The organism is Blautia luti (assembly GCF_013304735.1).
Classification (GTDB): Bacteria; Bacillota; Clostridia; order Lachnospirales; family Lachnospiraceae; genus Blautia_A.
This window is the reverse complement of sequence record NZ_JAAITI010000037.1, coordinates 21,535-36,388: the sequence shown is the minus strand read 5'-3', so window position 1 is coordinate 36,388 and position 14,854 is coordinate 21,535. Positions and strand designations below refer to the sequence as shown.

Sequence of the window (14,854 nt, the reverse complement as noted above, 5' to 3'; positions counted from 1 at the left end):
CTGTATAAAATTTTCAATGTTCTTCAATTTAGCCTTGACTTTTTATTTGCAGGCTTTATTTAAAAGGATCTATACCTATAATCATGGTGTCTAAATCGGACACTCTGATCACATCTGATGATCGGCATTTTACTGTTTCCCGATTTTACCCCGATTTCGTTTCATTTCACTCCGTCCAGACAAAACCTCAAAAATTCCGGAACACGCATAAACACTGATTTCAAGCACAAAAAAACACCGTCCCCGCAGCTCCCATGTCTGCAAAAACAGTGCTTTTAGTGCGTCTTCAGGGGTTCGAACCCTGGACACCCTGATTAAGAGTCAGGTGCTCTACCAACTGAGCTAAAAACGCATATTTAATTGTTTGTCTTTCGTTTGTTTCGTTCCTCAAGACATGTTGTATTATACGTTATGGTTCGGTGAAAGTCAACACCTTTTTTTAATTTTTTTTATTTTTATCTTTTTTATTTTTTGTATCTTCATTTGATGCAATTTTGTTCAGTGTTTTTTCTATTTCTGACAGCGAATTTTTGATCTGGGATACCTGGCTGTTGATGCTGCGATTTACACTGTTGAGGTTTCGCCGGAAGGAACCGGATTTTCTTTTTTTCAAGCTTTCTTTCCCCCTTTTCCTTATTTATTATATGAAAACAGGCCGGTCAGTTTCCCGATCAGCCTGAAAAAAATCTTATTCACAACAAATTTAAAACTCTACGGACTTCCACCACCGCACAACCAGCACCACTGCAAGCGCCGCGGTCAGCAGATCCGAAATCGCCTGGGATGCCAGAACACCATGGTATCCGGCAACTCGAAGTGCCACATTCAGCACAATGGCAAAGATCACGCCCTGTCTGCTGACGGACAGGAGAAACGCTCCCACTGCCTGTCCTGCTGACTGGAAGGTACAGGTACTGATCAGCACAACTCCCATAAACACCATACCTGCCAGCTGCAGGCGCAGCATCAGTGCGCCGTTTTCCACAACCGAAGGATCACTCATAAAGATCCGCACCAGCTGCGGGGCAAAAAATCCAAGTACAGCCATCAGGACAAGAGCCAGCCCGCCCTCAAACAGATAGGCAAATTTCAGCGTTCCCTTCAGTCTCTCGCGGTTTTTCGCACCATAATTGTACCCGATCAGCGGCTGCCCGCCAAAAGCAAAGCCAACAAGCACCAGCGCCGCGATCATATTGATCTTCATGACGATACCCATAGCCGCAACTTTATCATCACCGAATCCCAACAACGCACGGTTGGTAAGAGCAATCCCGATACTCTGCATCAGATTTGTCACCGACGCCGGAATCCCAATTGCAAAAACCGCTCCGATTTCCGCCCCTGAAATATGAAAGCCCTTAGGGTTCACAGAGAGATTTCTGCTCTTCTTAATAAGAAACCACACGAAAAAAATATCCGTACATACATTTCCGATCACCGTAGCTGTGGCAGCACCTGCCGCACCCCAGCCAAGCCCGAAGATCATCACCGGGTCCAGAATGATATTCACAACCGCACCAAGCACAGAACCGATCATAGATGCTGTGGCAAAACCCTCTGTACGCAGCTGATTGGACGGCGTCAACGCCACAATGATAAACGGAGCGCCCAGTGCGATACAGGTATAATACTGAGAAGCATACTCCCAGGTTGCCTCACTTGCACCCAGCAACCCCAGAATAGGGCTTCGCAAAAGCATCAGAACAACGGTAACCACCACACCGCAGACAATGGCCCCATAAAAACTGAACACACTGATCCTCTTCGCATCCTCGAATTTCTTTTCCCCGAAAAGCCTGGAAATAAAAGAACTTCCGCCCAGGCCAAAAATATCTCCAAGGGCGATCATCAGCGTAAAGATCGGCGTACCCAGTGCAACACCCGCCACCAGATCCGTATTTCCGGTTCCCGCAATAAAATAAGTATCTACCATATTATAGATCAGCGAAATCACCATACTGAACACAACCGGAAGCGCCAGCTTAAAATACGCCTTCGGAATCGGATACTTTTCAAAAATCTCTTCCTGCATTTTATCGCCTCTATTTCTGTCTGATCACCATCTTGCAGATCGGATTACCCATGGAAGAAAACTTCTCCTCATACTCTGTCATCACATTTCCCTTAACCAGTTCCTCATCATGATGCAGATCAAATGTACAAACCTCCAGATTCCAGTCGGACTCCTTCACCTCTTCCAGAGAAAACTCAAATAACCCACGGTTATCCGTCTTAAATTCCACAGCCCCCTCTTTCTTCAGGACCTGCTCATATCTCTTCAGAAACTCCCTGGAAGTCAGCCTTCTCTTGGCATGACGGGCCTTAGGCCACGGGTCGGAAAAATTCAGATAAATCCCGTCAACCTCATCCTTCTCAAAAATCTCCGGCAGAAGCCTTGCATCCACACGGATAAACACCAGATTGGAAAACTTCTCCCCGGCTTCCTCAAGCTCCTCCCTCTTCTGCAGTGCCCGAAGCAGCACACTGTCATACATCTCAATTCCAACAAAATTCCTCTCAGGATGCAGACGCGCCATATCCATCAAAAAACGCCCTTTTCCCATGCCAACCTCAAGAAAAAGCGGTCTCTTCTCCCCAAAAACACTCTCCCACTTCCCCTTAAACCTCTCCGGCTCATCAATCACCCAATCACACTCCAAAATAGCATCCTTAGCCCCAGGAATATTACGTAATCTCATAAACAACCTCCAATTAATCTTCTTATAATATACAACTCAACTCATTACATCTCGCAGCCAGCAAGCTCAATCAGTCCCATCCATCTCCACCCTCACCAGCCACACCAACAAGAACGCCCTCGTGAATTTAATTCTCGTTCGATAAATAATAAAATTTCTCATTCACTATCATTCCTGAAAACCCCACATTCACACGACGTCCCAATACCCAACTATACATGTAATTCCCCCACCGTTGCAAGCAAAAAATAAAAAATCTTCCCATCCCCAGGCGACAGCAAAGCGCCTCGCCGTCCCCATCACCTAAATCGGCTCAACCTCCCGCATTCCAATACCGAAGAGTACAGAAATCCACATCGGCACAACCTCCCACATCCCCAACACCGCAGAATACAACCACAAGTCAACAACCTCCCGTCACCACAACCAAGAACTCCTTAAAAAAAAGCCCGAGGGGTGTGCAGAGGGGCCGTGGCTTTACGGCCCCTTTGCGGTTTTCATTTTTCCCCAAAAAAGAATATATCGTCTAATAAACAAATATTCTTTTTCCGTCTTTTTTTTGAACACATTTATTCAAACTTTGCAAAAAATTTAACAACTTTTTAGTTGTTTTTACCATAAAAAAGGTGTATCATATAAAAATCAATTATAAACAATAACCAAACAAGGAGGGCGCTATGGAACAAATCCTAAATAAGCTTTCGGAAATCGAAGCTACAGCCAATGCCATCATGCAGGACGCTGCGCGACAGAAACAGGCTCTCTCGGAAGAAGCAGAAAAACAGACGAAGGAATTCGACGCTTCACTTGAAAAAGAAACCAGCGACGAGATCCTGAAGATCCGTGAAGATCTGGCCCGCGAGAAAGACGCCCGGATCAATGAGCTTCGCACAGAAACCGAAGACCAGCTGTCCAGGCTGGACGCCTATTACGAAGCCAATCACGAAAGTCTTTGCAGTGAGCTGTTTCAGAAAATAACAGGCATCACCGAAACCTGAAGGGAAAGGAAGTGATTCAATGGGCACTGTCCTCTCATACAGCGGACTCTCCACCAAGATCCGCGCCATGCAGAGCAGGCTTGTGACAGATGAGCAGCTGGAAGAAATCGTTCAGCTTCACAATGTCCCCCAGGTAACAGCCTACCTGAAACGGACTCCCGAATATCAGAATATCTGGTCCGGTCTCGATGAAAATGACCTTCACCGCGGACAGATAGAAAAACTCCTGAAGAAATCCATCTTCCTGAATTTTTCAAGGCTTTACCACTTTGCAAACCAGGAACAGCGAACGTTCCTGTCGCTTTACTCGAAGCGTTATGAGATCCGCGTCCTGAAAGAAATCATGACGAATCTCTTTGACCACCGGGACACTGATCCCGTAGATATTTCTCCCTACCGCGATTTTTTCAAACATCATTCCAAACTGGACATTGACAGGCTTGCCGCCTGCACCAATATGGACGAATTTATTGCGGCACTGAAGGGAAATGATTTTTATATTCCGCTGTCCCAGGTCAACGAACGTGGAAATGCCACGCTTTTTGACTTCGGCATGGCACTTGACCTTTCGTATTTTTCACAGATCTGGAATGTGCGGAAGAAACTTTTTAAAGGTAACGATCTCAAGCAGATCACCAAGGCTTATGGCGAAAAATTCGACATGCTGAACCTGCAGTTCATCCAGCGCTCCAAACGCTGTTTTCAGATGGAACCGGCTGCTATTTACGCATTGCTGGTCCCCATGAACTACAAGCTCCGCAAAGAAGAGATCACCACCCTTGTGGAAGCCCCTACACCGGAAGAGTTCCGTCGTATCTTCAATGGAACTTATTATGGTAAGAAATACGAACAGCTGACCGTCGCCAGTCTGGAAGAATTTTATAACTATATTCTTCGCAGCATACTGGAACAGGAAGCACGCAAGGATCCCTACTCCGTGGCAGTCATCTATTCCTATTTATATCACAAAGAACATGAAGTCAACCGTCTGACCATTGCCCTTGAATGCGTGCGCTATGGCGTGGACCCAGAACAATCCCTGCGTTATATACGCAACGGTTAATAACCAGGAGGTAGCAACGTGATTGAAAAAATGAATTTTCTGAGCATCACCGGTCCCAAAGCAGATATCGACCGGGTTGTAAACACCTACCTGTGCAAGTACGAGATCCATCTGGAAAACGCTCTCTCAGAGCTGACCACAGTAGAAAGTCTGACGCCTTTCCTGGAGGTCAACCCCTACAGAGATGCCTTAAATTCCATCAATACCATTTATGAGGAGCTGAAAACTCCTCCGGCCACTTCCAACAGAAGCCCGGGTATTGAAACAGCACTTTCCACAGTAAAGGAGATCCGCTCCCAGGCGGATCAGCTCCAGAAGAAACAGTCCGAACTGGAAGAAACATGTTCCTCTCTGGAAGAGTCACTGCGGATCATACGTCCCTTCCGAAATATTGATTATGATATTTCATCCATACTTCATCTGAAGTATATCCATTTTCATTTCGGACGTATCGAGAAACAGTACTATGAGAAATTCAAGAAATATATTTACGACAATCTGAACACGATCTTCCTTAAATGCGATGAAGATGACCAATACGTCTGGGGCGTTTACTTTGTACCGAAGCATGAAGCGCACAAAATCGATGCCGCCTACTCTTCCATGCACTTTGAGAAGATCTTTGTGCCGGATAATTATACCGGAACTGCACAGCAGGCATTTTCAAGCGTAAGCAAACAATACGAGGATGCCCTGAAGCATCTGGAATCACAGAAACAGAAATACCAGAGATTTCTTGCGGATCAGGCAGAAACCATCGTTACCGCCAGAAACACACTTCTTCAGTTTTCCAGAAATTTCGATGTCCGGAAAGCGGCAGCCTGCACCGGAAAGCATGAAAATTTCTATATTCTCTGCGGATGGATGACAGAAGCCGACACCAGAGCTTTTCAAGCCGATATCTCATCCGACGAAAAAATCTTCTGCCTGGTAGACGGAGAAGATACCAATACGCCGGAGCACGACCAGAACCATCAGCCGCCAACCAAACTGAAAAATCCAAAACTTTTCAAACCATTTGAAATGTACGTAAAAATGTACGGACTTCCTGCTTACGGTGAAATGGACCCCACCTGGTTCGTTGCCATCACCTACTCCTTTATCTTCGGAGCCATGTTCGGTGATGCAGGACAGGGACTCCTGCTCTTTATCGGAGGATTGCTCCTGTACAAGCTGAAGCATATCGATCTTGCCGGAATCATCAGCTGCGCCGGAGTCTTTTCCACATTTTTCGGTCTGATGTTCGGAAGTATCTTTGGATTTGAGGATGTCATACCTGCTCTGTGGCTGCGGCCTGTGGACAGTATGACAACCATACCTTTTATCGGAAAACTGAATACCGTATTTATCGTTGCCATCGGCTTCGGCATGGGAATCATCCTCCTGTGTATGGTTTTCAACATCATCAATTCCTTTAAGACGCATGATGTTGAAAAAACCTGGTTTGACACCAACGCTGTGGCAGGACTTGTATTTTATGGCTCCGCAGTTCTCTGCATCGGACTCTTTGTATCCGGGCATGCAGTTCCGGGTGGTGCAGTCGTTGCCATTATGTTTGGTTTACCGCTGCTTCTTATTTTCTTCAAGGAGCCTCTTACAAACCTGGTAGAAAAAAAGGCCGAGGTTATGCCAAAAGAAAAAGGCATGTTTATCGTACAGGGTATCTTTGAACTGTTCGAGGTTATCCTGAGCTACTTTTCCAATACACTCTCCTTCGTGCGTATCGGTGCTTTTGCAGTCAGCCACGCAGCTATGATGGAGGTTGTACTTATGCTTGCAGGCGCGGAGAACGGCAGTCCGAACTGGATCGTCATCATTCTCGGAAACCTGTTCGTATGCGCTATGGAGGGCCTGATCGTAGGTATCCAGGTACTCCGTCTGGAATATTACGAAATGTTCAGCCGTTTTTACAAGGGCAGCGGACGGAAATTCGAGCCGTTCTGCTCCAAAAACAAATAAAATGCCAGAGTCGGAACGCATTCTGATCCGGGCATTCAATTAAACGAATATTAAGGAGGTCATCATCATGACAGTCATTACACAGATCACAATCGCAGTTGCACTTGTACTCAGCATCATTCTTCCATTTGGTTATTATCTTCTCGGCGAAAAAAGCCGCGGCCGCTACAAAACAGCTCTTGGTGTCAACGCCTTTTTCTTCTTTGGGATCATGCTTGTCGCCATTGCCGTAACATTTGCAGGCGGAGCTTCCGTACAGGCTGCTACAGGCGCTGACGCAGGCCTTGCAACAGGTATGGGTTACATCGCAGCAGCACTTGTTACCGGACTTTCCTGTATCGGTGGTGGTATTGCCGTTGCCAGTGCGGCAAGCGCAGCCCTTGGAGCAATCAGTGAAGATCAGAGCATCCTTGGTAAATCTCTTATCTTCGTAGGTCTTGCCGAAGGTGTTGCTCTTTATGGACTGATCATCTCCTTCATGATCCTGGGTAAACTTTGATATGAAAATGTATCTGATCAGTGACAATATTGATACTCTGACAGGAATGAGACTGGCCGGTGTAGAAGGTGTGATCGTCCATGAACACGACGAGTTGAAAGAAGCCCTGGAACGCGCCATCGCAGACAAAGAGATCGGAATCATACTCCTGACCGAGAAATTCGGCCGGGAGTTTCCTGAGATCATCGATGATGTCAAACTTCATCACAAAACACCTCTCATCATTGAAATTCCTGACAGACATGGTACCGGCCGCAGGCCTGATTTCATTACTTCTTATGTAAATGAGGCCATCGGATTAAAATTATAGGCAGGTGATATTATGACAATCGAAGAGAAGCTTACACACTTCTATGACACCTCCGTGGAAGAAGCCCGCCGTCAGGCGGAAAAAGATGTCCAGGCGCACAAAGACTCCCTGGATACCGCACTGGAGGAACATAAAAAAATGTCTCTGGAAAACGCCGCCAGCTCCCGTAAAGCCGAGATCGCAAACGCAAAGCGTGAGATCAACAAGGCACTTTCCGCAGAGCAGCTTCACATCCGGCGTGACTGGACTGCCAGACAGAGCCGCTTAAAAGAAAAACTTTTTGCAGAAGTCCGGGAACAGATCCTGAAATTCATGGAATCTTCCCGTTATGAAGAATATCTTTGTACAAAAATTGAAGAAGCTGTCTGCTTCGCGGAACACGATGAGATCCAGATCTATCTTTCAAAAGAAGATGAACCTCGTCTGAAATCTCTCACTGTAAAAACCGGCTTTCCGCTGAAGCTTTCCGACGAGTCCTTTATCGGCGGAATCAAGGCGATCATCCCTGAAAAAAACATCCTCATAGACAATTCCTTTGAGGAAGGTTACCAGGCAGCTTACAGAGAATTCAAATTTGACGGAGGTCCAGCACATGAGTAAAACAGGTATTATCTACGGTGTTAACGGTCCTGTTATCTACTTAAAGGGCGACACCGGATTCAAGATCTCCGAGATGGTCTATGTAGGCCCTGAAAAACTGGTAGGCGAAGTCATCGGTCTTAAGAAACATATGACCACCGTACAGGTTTTTGAGGAAACTACCGGACTGAAACCCGGAGAAACCGTGATCGGAACAGGAGACGCCATTTCCGTTCTCCTTGGTCCGGGAATCATCCACAATATTTTTGATGGTATCCAGAGACCTCTGGCAGAGATTGCACAGGCCTCTGGAAAATATATTTCCCGTGGTGTCAGCGTTGACTCTCTTGACACCGAAAAAAAATGGGAAACACACATTACAGTAAAAGAAGGCGATGTCATCGGCGCAGGTACGGTTATCGCCGAGACACAGGAAACCGCTTCTATCCTTCACAAGTCCATGGTTCCGCCGACGATCACACACGGAACCGTTATCCATGCCGTTCCTGACGGAGCTTATACGGTTCTGGAACCCATCGTTACCGTTCGTCTTGATGACGGAACTGAAAAAGAACTGGCACTTGCACAGAAATGGCCGATCCGTGTGCCGAGACCGACCTACAAACGTTTCCCGGCAAGCGTTCCGCTTCTTACCGGCCAGCGTATCCTGGATACTCTTTTCCCGATTGCCAAGGGCGGCACTGCTGCTGTTCCGGGAGGATTCGGAACCGGAAAAACCATGACCCAGCACCAGATCGCCAAGTGGTCTGACGCAGATATCATCATCTACATCGGCTGTGGTGAGCGTGGAAACGAGATGACACAGGTTCTTGAGGATTTCAGCAAACTGATCGACCCGAAATCCGGAAACCTGATGATGGACAGAACCACCCTGATCGCCAACACTTCCAACATGCCGGTTGCAGCCCGTGAGGCTTCCATCTACACCGGCGTTACCCTTGCAGAATATTACCGTGATATGGGTTACGACGTAGCGATCATGGCAGACTCCACATCCCGATGGGCCGAGGCTCTCCGAGAGCTTTCCGGACGTCTGGAGGAGATGCCAGCAGAGGAAGGTTTCCCTGCATATCTGGCAAGCAAACTTTCCGCATTCTATGAGCGTGCGGGAATGATGCAGAACCTGAACGGAACAGAAGGTTCCGTCTCCATTATCGGTGCGGTTTCCCCTCAGGGCGGCGACTTCTCCGAGCCTGTTACACAGAATACGAAACGATTTGTCCGCTGCTTCTGGGGACTGGACAAGGCCCTTGCTTATGCCCGCCATTTCCCTGCTATCCAGTGGCTGACCAGTTACAGCGAATATCTGGAGGACCTGACTCCCTGGTACAGAGAGCATGTTTCCCCAAAATTCGTCTACGACAGAAACCAGATCATGGCAATCCTCAATCAGGAAAGTTCTCTTATGGAAATCGTCAAACTGATCGGAAGCGACGTTCTTCCGGATGACCAGAAACTGACGCTGGAGATCGCCAGAGTCATCCGTCTGGGTTTCCTGCAGCAGAACGCTTTCCATCAGGAAGACACCAGCGTTCCTATGGAAAAACAGTTCCTGATGATGGAAACCATCCTCTATCTCTACGAGAAATGCCGTGCTCTTGTAAACCGTGGCATGCCGGTTTCCGTACTGAAAGAGGATAAGATCTTTGAACGTATCATCGCCATCAAATACGAAGTTCCAAACAAAGAACTGGAGCGTTTTGATGAATATCATAAAGATATCGACCGCTTCTACGACAACGTACTGGAAAGAAACGGTTAAAGGAGGGATCAGTTTATGGCAATCGAATATCTTGGCCTGAGTGAAATAAACGGCCCTCTTGTTGTCCTTGAGGGTGTCAAAAACGCATCTTACGAGGAGATCGTGGAATTCCACATGGAAGACGGCACACAGAAGATCGGCCGTATCGTGGAAATCTATGAAGACAAGGCTGTTATCCAGGTTTTTGAGGGAACTGATAATATGTCCCTCGGCAATACACACACACGTCTTACCGGACATCCTATGGAGATCGGGCTTTCCCCGGAGATCCTGGGACGTACCTTTAACGGTATCGGCCAGCCCATTGACGGACTTGGCGAGATCACACCGGAAGTCAGCCTGAATATCAACGGACTTCCGCTGAACCCGGTAACCCGTGAATATCCGCGAAACTATATCAACACCGGCATCTCCGCCATCGACGGACTGACCACCCTGATCCGCGGCCAGAAGCTGCCGATCTTTTCCGGAAACGGTCTTCCTCATGACAAGCTGGCTGCACAGATCGTTCAGCAGGCTTCCCTTGGCGCAGACTCCGATGAGAAATTCGCTATTGTTTTTGCAGCAATGGGCGTTAAATACGACGTAGCCGAATTCTTCCGCAGGACCTTCGAGGAAAGCGGTGCTTCCGACCACGTTGTAATGTTTCTGAACCTTGCCAACGACCCGGTTGTAGAGCGTCTTCTGACACCGAAGATTGCCCTCACTGCTGCTGAATATCTTGCTTTTGAAAAAGGCATGCACATTCTGGTTATCCTGACTGACATCACCTCCTTCTGCGAGGCTATGCGAGAGGTTTCCTCCTCCAAAGGTGAGATTCCTTCCCGAAAAGGTTATCCGGGATATCTGTACAGTGAACTGGCAACTCTTTACGAGCGTGCGGGAATCGTCCGTGGAGGCACCGGTTCTGTAACCCAGATCCCGATCCTGACCATGCCAAACGACGACATCACCCACCCGATTCCTGACCTTACCGGATATATCACCGAGGGCCAGATCGTACTGGACCGTCAGCTTCATGGACAGGCGATCTACCCGCCGATCAACGTTCTGCCGTCCCTGTCCCGTCTGATGAAGGACGGTATCGGTGAAGGCTTCACACGTGCCGACCATCAGGATGTTGCCAACCAGCTCTTCTCCTGCTACGCAAAAGTAGGCGATGCAAGAGCCCTGGCATCGGTTATCGGCGAAGACGAGCTTTCTCCGCTGGATAAGCAGTACCTTGTATTTGGAAAAGCTTTTGAGGCAGAGTTTGTGGGACAGTCTGAGACAGAAAACCGAAGCATCATTGAAACTCTGGATAAAGGCTGGGAACTTCTGGGACTTCTCCCAAGAGAAGAACTCGACCGTATCGATACCAAAGTTCTGGATCAGTATTACAGAGAAACCGTCCGTTAGTGAGGTGATTTTATGGATCCGAATACCTTTCCCACCAAGGGAAATCTCATACTTGCAAAAAATTCTCTGGCCCTTTCTAGACAGGGCTATGAGCTTATGGACAAAAAGCGTAATATCCTGATCCGTGAAATGATGGAGCTGATCGACCAGGCAAAGGATATCCAGGCCCAGATTGATGAGACTTTCCGCACCGCCTACGCTGCTTTGCAGAAAGCAAACATGGAGATCGGAATCGCTTTTGTAGATCAGATCTCCCATACCGTTCCTGTGGAAAATTCCATCCGGATCAAAACCAGGAGTGTCATGGGAACCGAGATCCCGCTTGTGGAATACGATAAAAAAGCCGGCAATACACCGACCTACGCCTACTACAGCACCAAGCTGTCTCTGGACGAGGCCAAGGCAGCCTTCGAGCGTGTAAAAGAGCTGTCCATTCAGCTCTCCATGATCGAAAACGCAGCCATCCGTCTTGCCACCAACATCAAAAAAACACAGAAGCGTGCCAACGCCCTGAAAAACATCACCATCCCCAGATATGAAACTCTCACCAGGGATATTACCAATGCCCTGGAAGAAAAAGAGCGTGAAGAGTTTACCCGTCTGAAGGTGATCAAACGTATGAAACAGGGAGGATAAGCAGATTTATCCACACTTATCCACACCTGAAAATGACTTTTCAACACGTTACAGTGCCCGTTTTATCCGGGCACTGTTCTTTTTTTGCTCACATTTCCATACATCTGATAGTGTTCCTTTTGAATAGATTAGTTTTACAAGAATTTATTTATTGTTTTCTGATTATTCATTTTTATTCTTTTGAATTATGTCTTTTTTGTAAAATATTCTATGATATTTAGAATTTAAAAATGTCAATAGTTTTAAAAATATTTTTAACGTTTTTTACAGATTTATCATTTTACACAAAACATACGTTTCATTTTATTTATGTAAATCAGGTCATCCACATTGTTATCCTTGTGGATAATGTGGATAATTTTGTGTATAACTTGATTATTAGCGGATTTGCGGATTTTTGTCATGTGGAAAACTTTTTGGAAAGTTTTTCACTTATCCACCATGATTCGACAGGTTTTGTGCATATTGCCAGAATGGTATTTTTCAGCCCGATTATGCCCGCAATTGCCCGCAGTCAGGCAGATATTCTTAAACCGTATGCCTATTGACATCCAGCTCATTTTTTGTTAAGGTGAAGGCACTAAAACAACGTGTGGATTTTTCAGTTCCGACTTTTTTCGCCACACAATCTGCCCCATTCAGAAGGGACAGGTTGTGTGGCTTTTATTGTGTAAAAAAGCACGCTCTGTTTCCCACACCTGATATCCATACGATTCTGATATAAAGGAGGATTTTTCATGAACGACACATTTATGAAGGAAAAACCTGTAGGTCCGCTGCTGGCATCCATGGCTCTGCCTATGGTCTTTTCCATGCTTGTAAACTCGCTGTACAACATTGTGGACAGTTTCTTTGTAGCGCAGATCAGTGAACAGGCCATGGCTGCCCTTTCCCTGGTCTATCCGGTTCAGAACATGATCAACGCCGTTGCCATCGGCTTTGGAATCGGAATCAACGCTAGAGTCTCCTACCACCTTGGTGCAGGAGACAAAAAAATGGCAGACACAGCCGCAACCCACGGTTTTCTCCTGTCTGTAATCCACGGTTTTCTGATGACTGTAATCAGCATTGCCGTTATGCCCGCGTTTCTTCGGATGTACACGCAGGATGAAACCGTAATCCGGATGGGACTGGAATATTCCACCATCGTTTTCCTGTTTTCCACAGTAATTACCATCAGCCTTTTCTTTGAAAAACTTTTCCAGGCTGTGGGAAGAATGAAAGTGTCTATGATCGCCCTGCTGGTGGGATGTATCAGTAACATCATCCTGGACCCGTTCCTGATCTGGGGAATCGGATTTTTCCCGAAAATGGGAATCCAGGGTGCGGCTCTGGCCACAGGCATCGGTCAGGTGCTCACCATTGTGGTATATATGGCCTTTTATATTCTGAAGCCTATTCCGGTACGCGTAACGCCAAAAGCTCTGAAAGCAAGCAAAGAAACGGATCTCAGCCTGTATGCCATCGGTGTTCCCGCAATCCTGAACCTGGCACTGCCATCGTTCCTGATCTCCTTTCTAAATTCTGTACTGGCCGCCTATTCAGACAGTTACGTGGTAATTCTTGGCATTTATTATAAACTACAGACCTTCCTGTATCTTCCGGCCAATGGTATCATTCAGGGAATGCGTCCGCTGATCGGCTACAACTTCGGTGCCCGGGAAATGAAACGTGTGAAAAAAATTTTCCGGCTGACACTGGAATCCAGCTGTGTGATCATGCTTCTTGGAACCATCATCTGTCTCCTGGCCTCCACACAGCTTATGAACCTTTTCACCAACACCCCGGAAACCATAACAGCAGGTTCCAAAGCTCTCAGGATCATCAGCGCAGGTTTCCTTGTTTCCGCAGTCTCTGTTACCACCTCCGGTGCCATGGAAGGCCTGGGAAAAGGCACACAATCCCTCGTGATCTCCCTTTTCCGCTACGTCATCGTTATCATGCCAGTAGCCTGGCTTTTATCCCGCTTCCTGGGCCCCACAGGCGTATGGAACGCCTTCTGGATCACAGAGGTGTTTACTGCCATAGTATCCGTCACAGTTTACCGGAAAACCCTGAAAAAAGCATAGTATAATCCACAGAAAAAAGACTTCGGTTCCACCCGTCTCAACACAGGCAAAACCGAAGTTTTTTCTTATCTGTCACTTATTCTCTATTCCACAAACGTACCAACTGCAGCCGGAGCCCGGTAATTATAGTCGGAAACCTTGATACCCGTAGCTGCTGTACTGGCGTGAACGATCTTGCCATCACCAATATAAAGAGCCACATGGTCAATCCCACCATCACCATAAAAAACCAGATCACCAACTTCAATATTGGAAACATCCTTCTTCTCGGAAGCCGCACACTGAGCCGCCGCAACACGAGGCAATTCATACCCAAACTGTGCAAACACAGACATTACAAACCCTGAACAATCCGCCCCATTAGTCAGACTCGTCCCCCCATAAACATAAGGATTTCCCACAAACTGCAATGCAAAATCCACAATCTCCTGCCGCTTCGCCAACCGCTCTTCCTCAGCCTTACGCGCAGCCTCCTCAGCAGCCTTACGCTCCTCTTCCGCTTTACGCGCAGCCTCAGCAGCCGCCTCCGCCTCAAGCCTCTCCTGTGCAATCACCTCAGCCTCAGCCTTCGCCTCCTGATAATCCTGCACCTCAGAAACCGTCTTATCCGCCAGAGCACTAGCCAAAGCAGAAATAGAATCCGCTCCGTCCGAGAAATCATCCTCCATGGAAAGCTCCTCCACCACTCCATCCGTCACAGAACTGACATCCGAAGCACCCAGAACAGAACACGGAACCGCCCCCACAAGAACAGCACTCAGAACAACAGCAGCAAATTTCTTATAAAACATAAAAATAAAAACTCCTCTCAGAAAACCACGCAGCAACACATACACTCATTCAGTCAGACATACACAATCC

Annotated in this window: 14 protein-coding genes and 1 tRNA gene; 10 read left to right on the top strand and 5 right to left on the bottom strand. The window is 47.1% G+C overall.

Translation table 11 applies throughout. The annotated features are described in order from the left end of the window. Nucleotides 1-279 precede the first annotated feature (279 nt). From G5B06_RS15340 to trmB, 4 genes are all read right to left on the bottom strand, one after another. Nucleotides 280-352: transfer RNA gene (locus G5B06_RS15340), tRNA-Lys, on the bottom strand. A gap of 87 nt (nucleotides 353-439) precedes the next feature. After that, nucleotides 440-613 (bottom strand): hypothetical protein, encoded by a 174-nt coding sequence (locus G5B06_RS15335; RefSeq protein ID WP_173762243.1) that lies wholly within the window; start codon nucleotides 611-613, stop codon nucleotides 440-442. Nucleotides 614-703: 90 nt separating this feature from the next. Next, nucleotides 704-2,032: an MATE family efflux transporter gene (locus tag G5B06_RS15330; protein ID WP_173762242.1), complete on the bottom strand. Its 1,329-nt coding sequence runs from the start codon at nucleotides 2,030-2,032 to the stop codon at nucleotides 704-706. A gap of 10 nt (nucleotides 2,033-2,042) precedes the next feature. Then, the gene (gene trmB / locus G5B06_RS15325) at nucleotides 2,043-2,699 is read right to left on the bottom strand and encodes a tRNA (guanosine(46)-N7)-methyltransferase TrmB (RefSeq protein ID WP_021976327.1); all 657 of its coding nucleotides are present in this window, start codon (nucleotides 2,697-2,699) and stop codon (nucleotides 2,043-2,045) included. Between the two features lie 677 nt (nucleotides 2,700-3,376). On the opposite strand from trmB, the gene G5B06_RS15320 reads away from it, so the two are divergent. From G5B06_RS15320 to G5B06_RS15275, 10 genes are all read left to right on the top strand, one after another. Continuing rightward, nucleotides 3,377-3,697 (top strand): hypothetical protein, encoded by a 321-nt coding sequence (locus G5B06_RS15320; RefSeq protein WP_173772442.1) that lies wholly within the window; start codon nucleotides 3,377-3,379, stop codon nucleotides 3,695-3,697. A 19-nt stretch (nucleotides 3,698-3,716) separates the two neighbouring features. After that, nucleotides 3,717-4,760 carry a V0D/AC39 family V-type ATPase subunit gene (locus G5B06_RS15315; protein ID WP_173772440.1) on the top strand — a complete coding sequence of 348 codons (1,044 nt, stop codon included), beginning with the start codon at nucleotides 3,717-3,719 and terminating at the stop codon, nucleotides 4,758-4,760. An 18-nt stretch (nucleotides 4,761-4,778) separates the two neighbouring features. Next, a complete protein-coding gene (locus G5B06_RS15310) occupies nucleotides 4,779-6,719 on the top strand; it encodes a V-type ATP synthase subunit I (RefSeq protein WP_173772439.1) in 1,941 nt (646 codons plus the stop codon). Between the two features lie 67 nt (nucleotides 6,720-6,786). After that, nucleotides 6,787-7,218: an ATP synthase subunit C gene (locus G5B06_RS15305; protein WP_015525392.1), complete on the top strand. Its 432-nt coding sequence runs from the start codon at nucleotides 6,787-6,789 to the stop codon at nucleotides 7,216-7,218. A 1-nt stretch (nucleotide 7,219) separates the two neighbouring features. Next, entirely contained in the window at nucleotides 7,220-7,528 is a 309-nt protein-coding gene (locus G5B06_RS15300) for a V-type ATP synthase subunit F (RefSeq protein ID WP_148446205.1), read from the top strand. 12 nt (nucleotides 7,529-7,540) lie between these two features. Next, nucleotides 7,541-8,128, top strand: a complete 588-nt coding sequence (locus G5B06_RS15295; protein ID WP_173762236.1) for a V-type ATP synthase subunit E — start codon at nucleotides 7,541-7,543, stop codon at nucleotides 8,126-8,128. Further along, nucleotides 8,121-9,890, top strand: coding sequence for a V-type ATP synthase subunit A (locus G5B06_RS15290; protein WP_173762234.1), 1,770 nt, complete (start codon nucleotides 8,121-8,123; stop codon nucleotides 9,888-9,890). The genes G5B06_RS15295 and G5B06_RS15290 overlap by 8 nt, the downstream gene beginning before the upstream one ends. A 15-nt stretch (nucleotides 9,891-9,905) precedes the next feature. Beyond that, on the top strand, nucleotides 9,906-11,288 hold the full coding sequence (locus tag G5B06_RS15285) for a V-type ATP synthase subunit B (protein ID WP_015525388.1): 1,383 nt from the start codon (nucleotides 9,906-9,908) through the stop codon (nucleotides 11,286-11,288). 12 nt (nucleotides 11,289-11,300) lie between these two features. Next, complete coding sequence (locus G5B06_RS15280; RefSeq protein WP_173762233.1) at nucleotides 11,301-11,924, top strand: V-type ATP synthase subunit D; 624 nt, start codon at nucleotides 11,301-11,303, stop codon at nucleotides 11,922-11,924. Between the two features lie 737 nt (nucleotides 11,925-12,661). Further along, nucleotides 12,662-13,993, top strand: a complete 1,332-nt coding sequence (locus G5B06_RS15275; protein ID WP_173762232.1) for an MATE family efflux transporter — start codon at nucleotides 12,662-12,664, stop codon at nucleotides 13,991-13,993. An 83-nt stretch (nucleotides 13,994-14,076) separates the two neighbouring features. Here G5B06_RS15275 and G5B06_RS15270 read toward each other — a convergent pair whose 3' ends face one another. Further along, nucleotides 14,077-14,784: a C40 family peptidase gene (locus tag G5B06_RS15270; protein WP_173762230.1), complete on the bottom strand. Its 708-nt coding sequence runs from the start codon at nucleotides 14,782-14,784 to the stop codon at nucleotides 14,077-14,079. Nucleotides 14,785-14,854 lie beyond the last annotated feature (70 nt).

Coding starts and splice junctions, on each gene's coding strand:
- G5B06_RS15290 (WP_173762234.1), top strand. CDS start 8,121: ATGAGTAAAACAGGTATTATCTACGGTGTTAACGGTCCTGTTATCTAC.
- G5B06_RS15270 (WP_173762230.1), bottom strand. CDS start 14,784: ATGTTTTATAAGAAATTTGCTGCTGTTGTTCTGAGTGCTGTTCTTGTG.
- trmB (WP_021976327.1), bottom strand. CDS start 2,699: ATGAGATTACGTAATATTCCTGGGGCTAAGGATGCTATTTTGGAGTGT.
- G5B06_RS15320 (WP_173772442.1), top strand. CDS start 3,377: ATGGAACAAATCCTAAATAAGCTTTCGGAAATCGAAGCTACAGCCAAT.
- G5B06_RS15305 (WP_015525392.1), top strand. CDS start 6,787: ATGACAGTCATTACACAGATCACAATCGCAGTTGCACTTGTACTCAGC.
- G5B06_RS15295 (WP_173762236.1), top strand. CDS start 7,541: ATGACAATCGAAGAGAAGCTTACACACTTCTATGACACCTCCGTGGAA.
- G5B06_RS15330 (WP_173762242.1), bottom strand. CDS start 2,032: ATGCAGGAAGAGATTTTTGAAAAGTATCCGATTCCGAAGGCGTATTTT.
- G5B06_RS15285 (WP_015525388.1), top strand. CDS start 9,906: ATGGCAATCGAATATCTTGGCCTGAGTGAAATAAACGGCCCTCTTGTT.
- G5B06_RS15275 (WP_173762232.1), top strand. CDS start 12,662: ATGAACGACACATTTATGAAGGAAAAACCTGTAGGTCCGCTGCTGGCA.
- G5B06_RS15315 (WP_173772440.1), top strand. CDS start 3,717: ATGGGCACTGTCCTCTCATACAGCGGACTCTCCACCAAGATCCGCGCC.
- G5B06_RS15300 (WP_148446205.1), top strand. CDS start 7,220: ATGAAAATGTATCTGATCAGTGACAATATTGATACTCTGACAGGAATG.
- G5B06_RS15280 (WP_173762233.1), top strand. CDS start 11,301: ATGGATCCGAATACCTTTCCCACCAAGGGAAATCTCATACTTGCAAAA.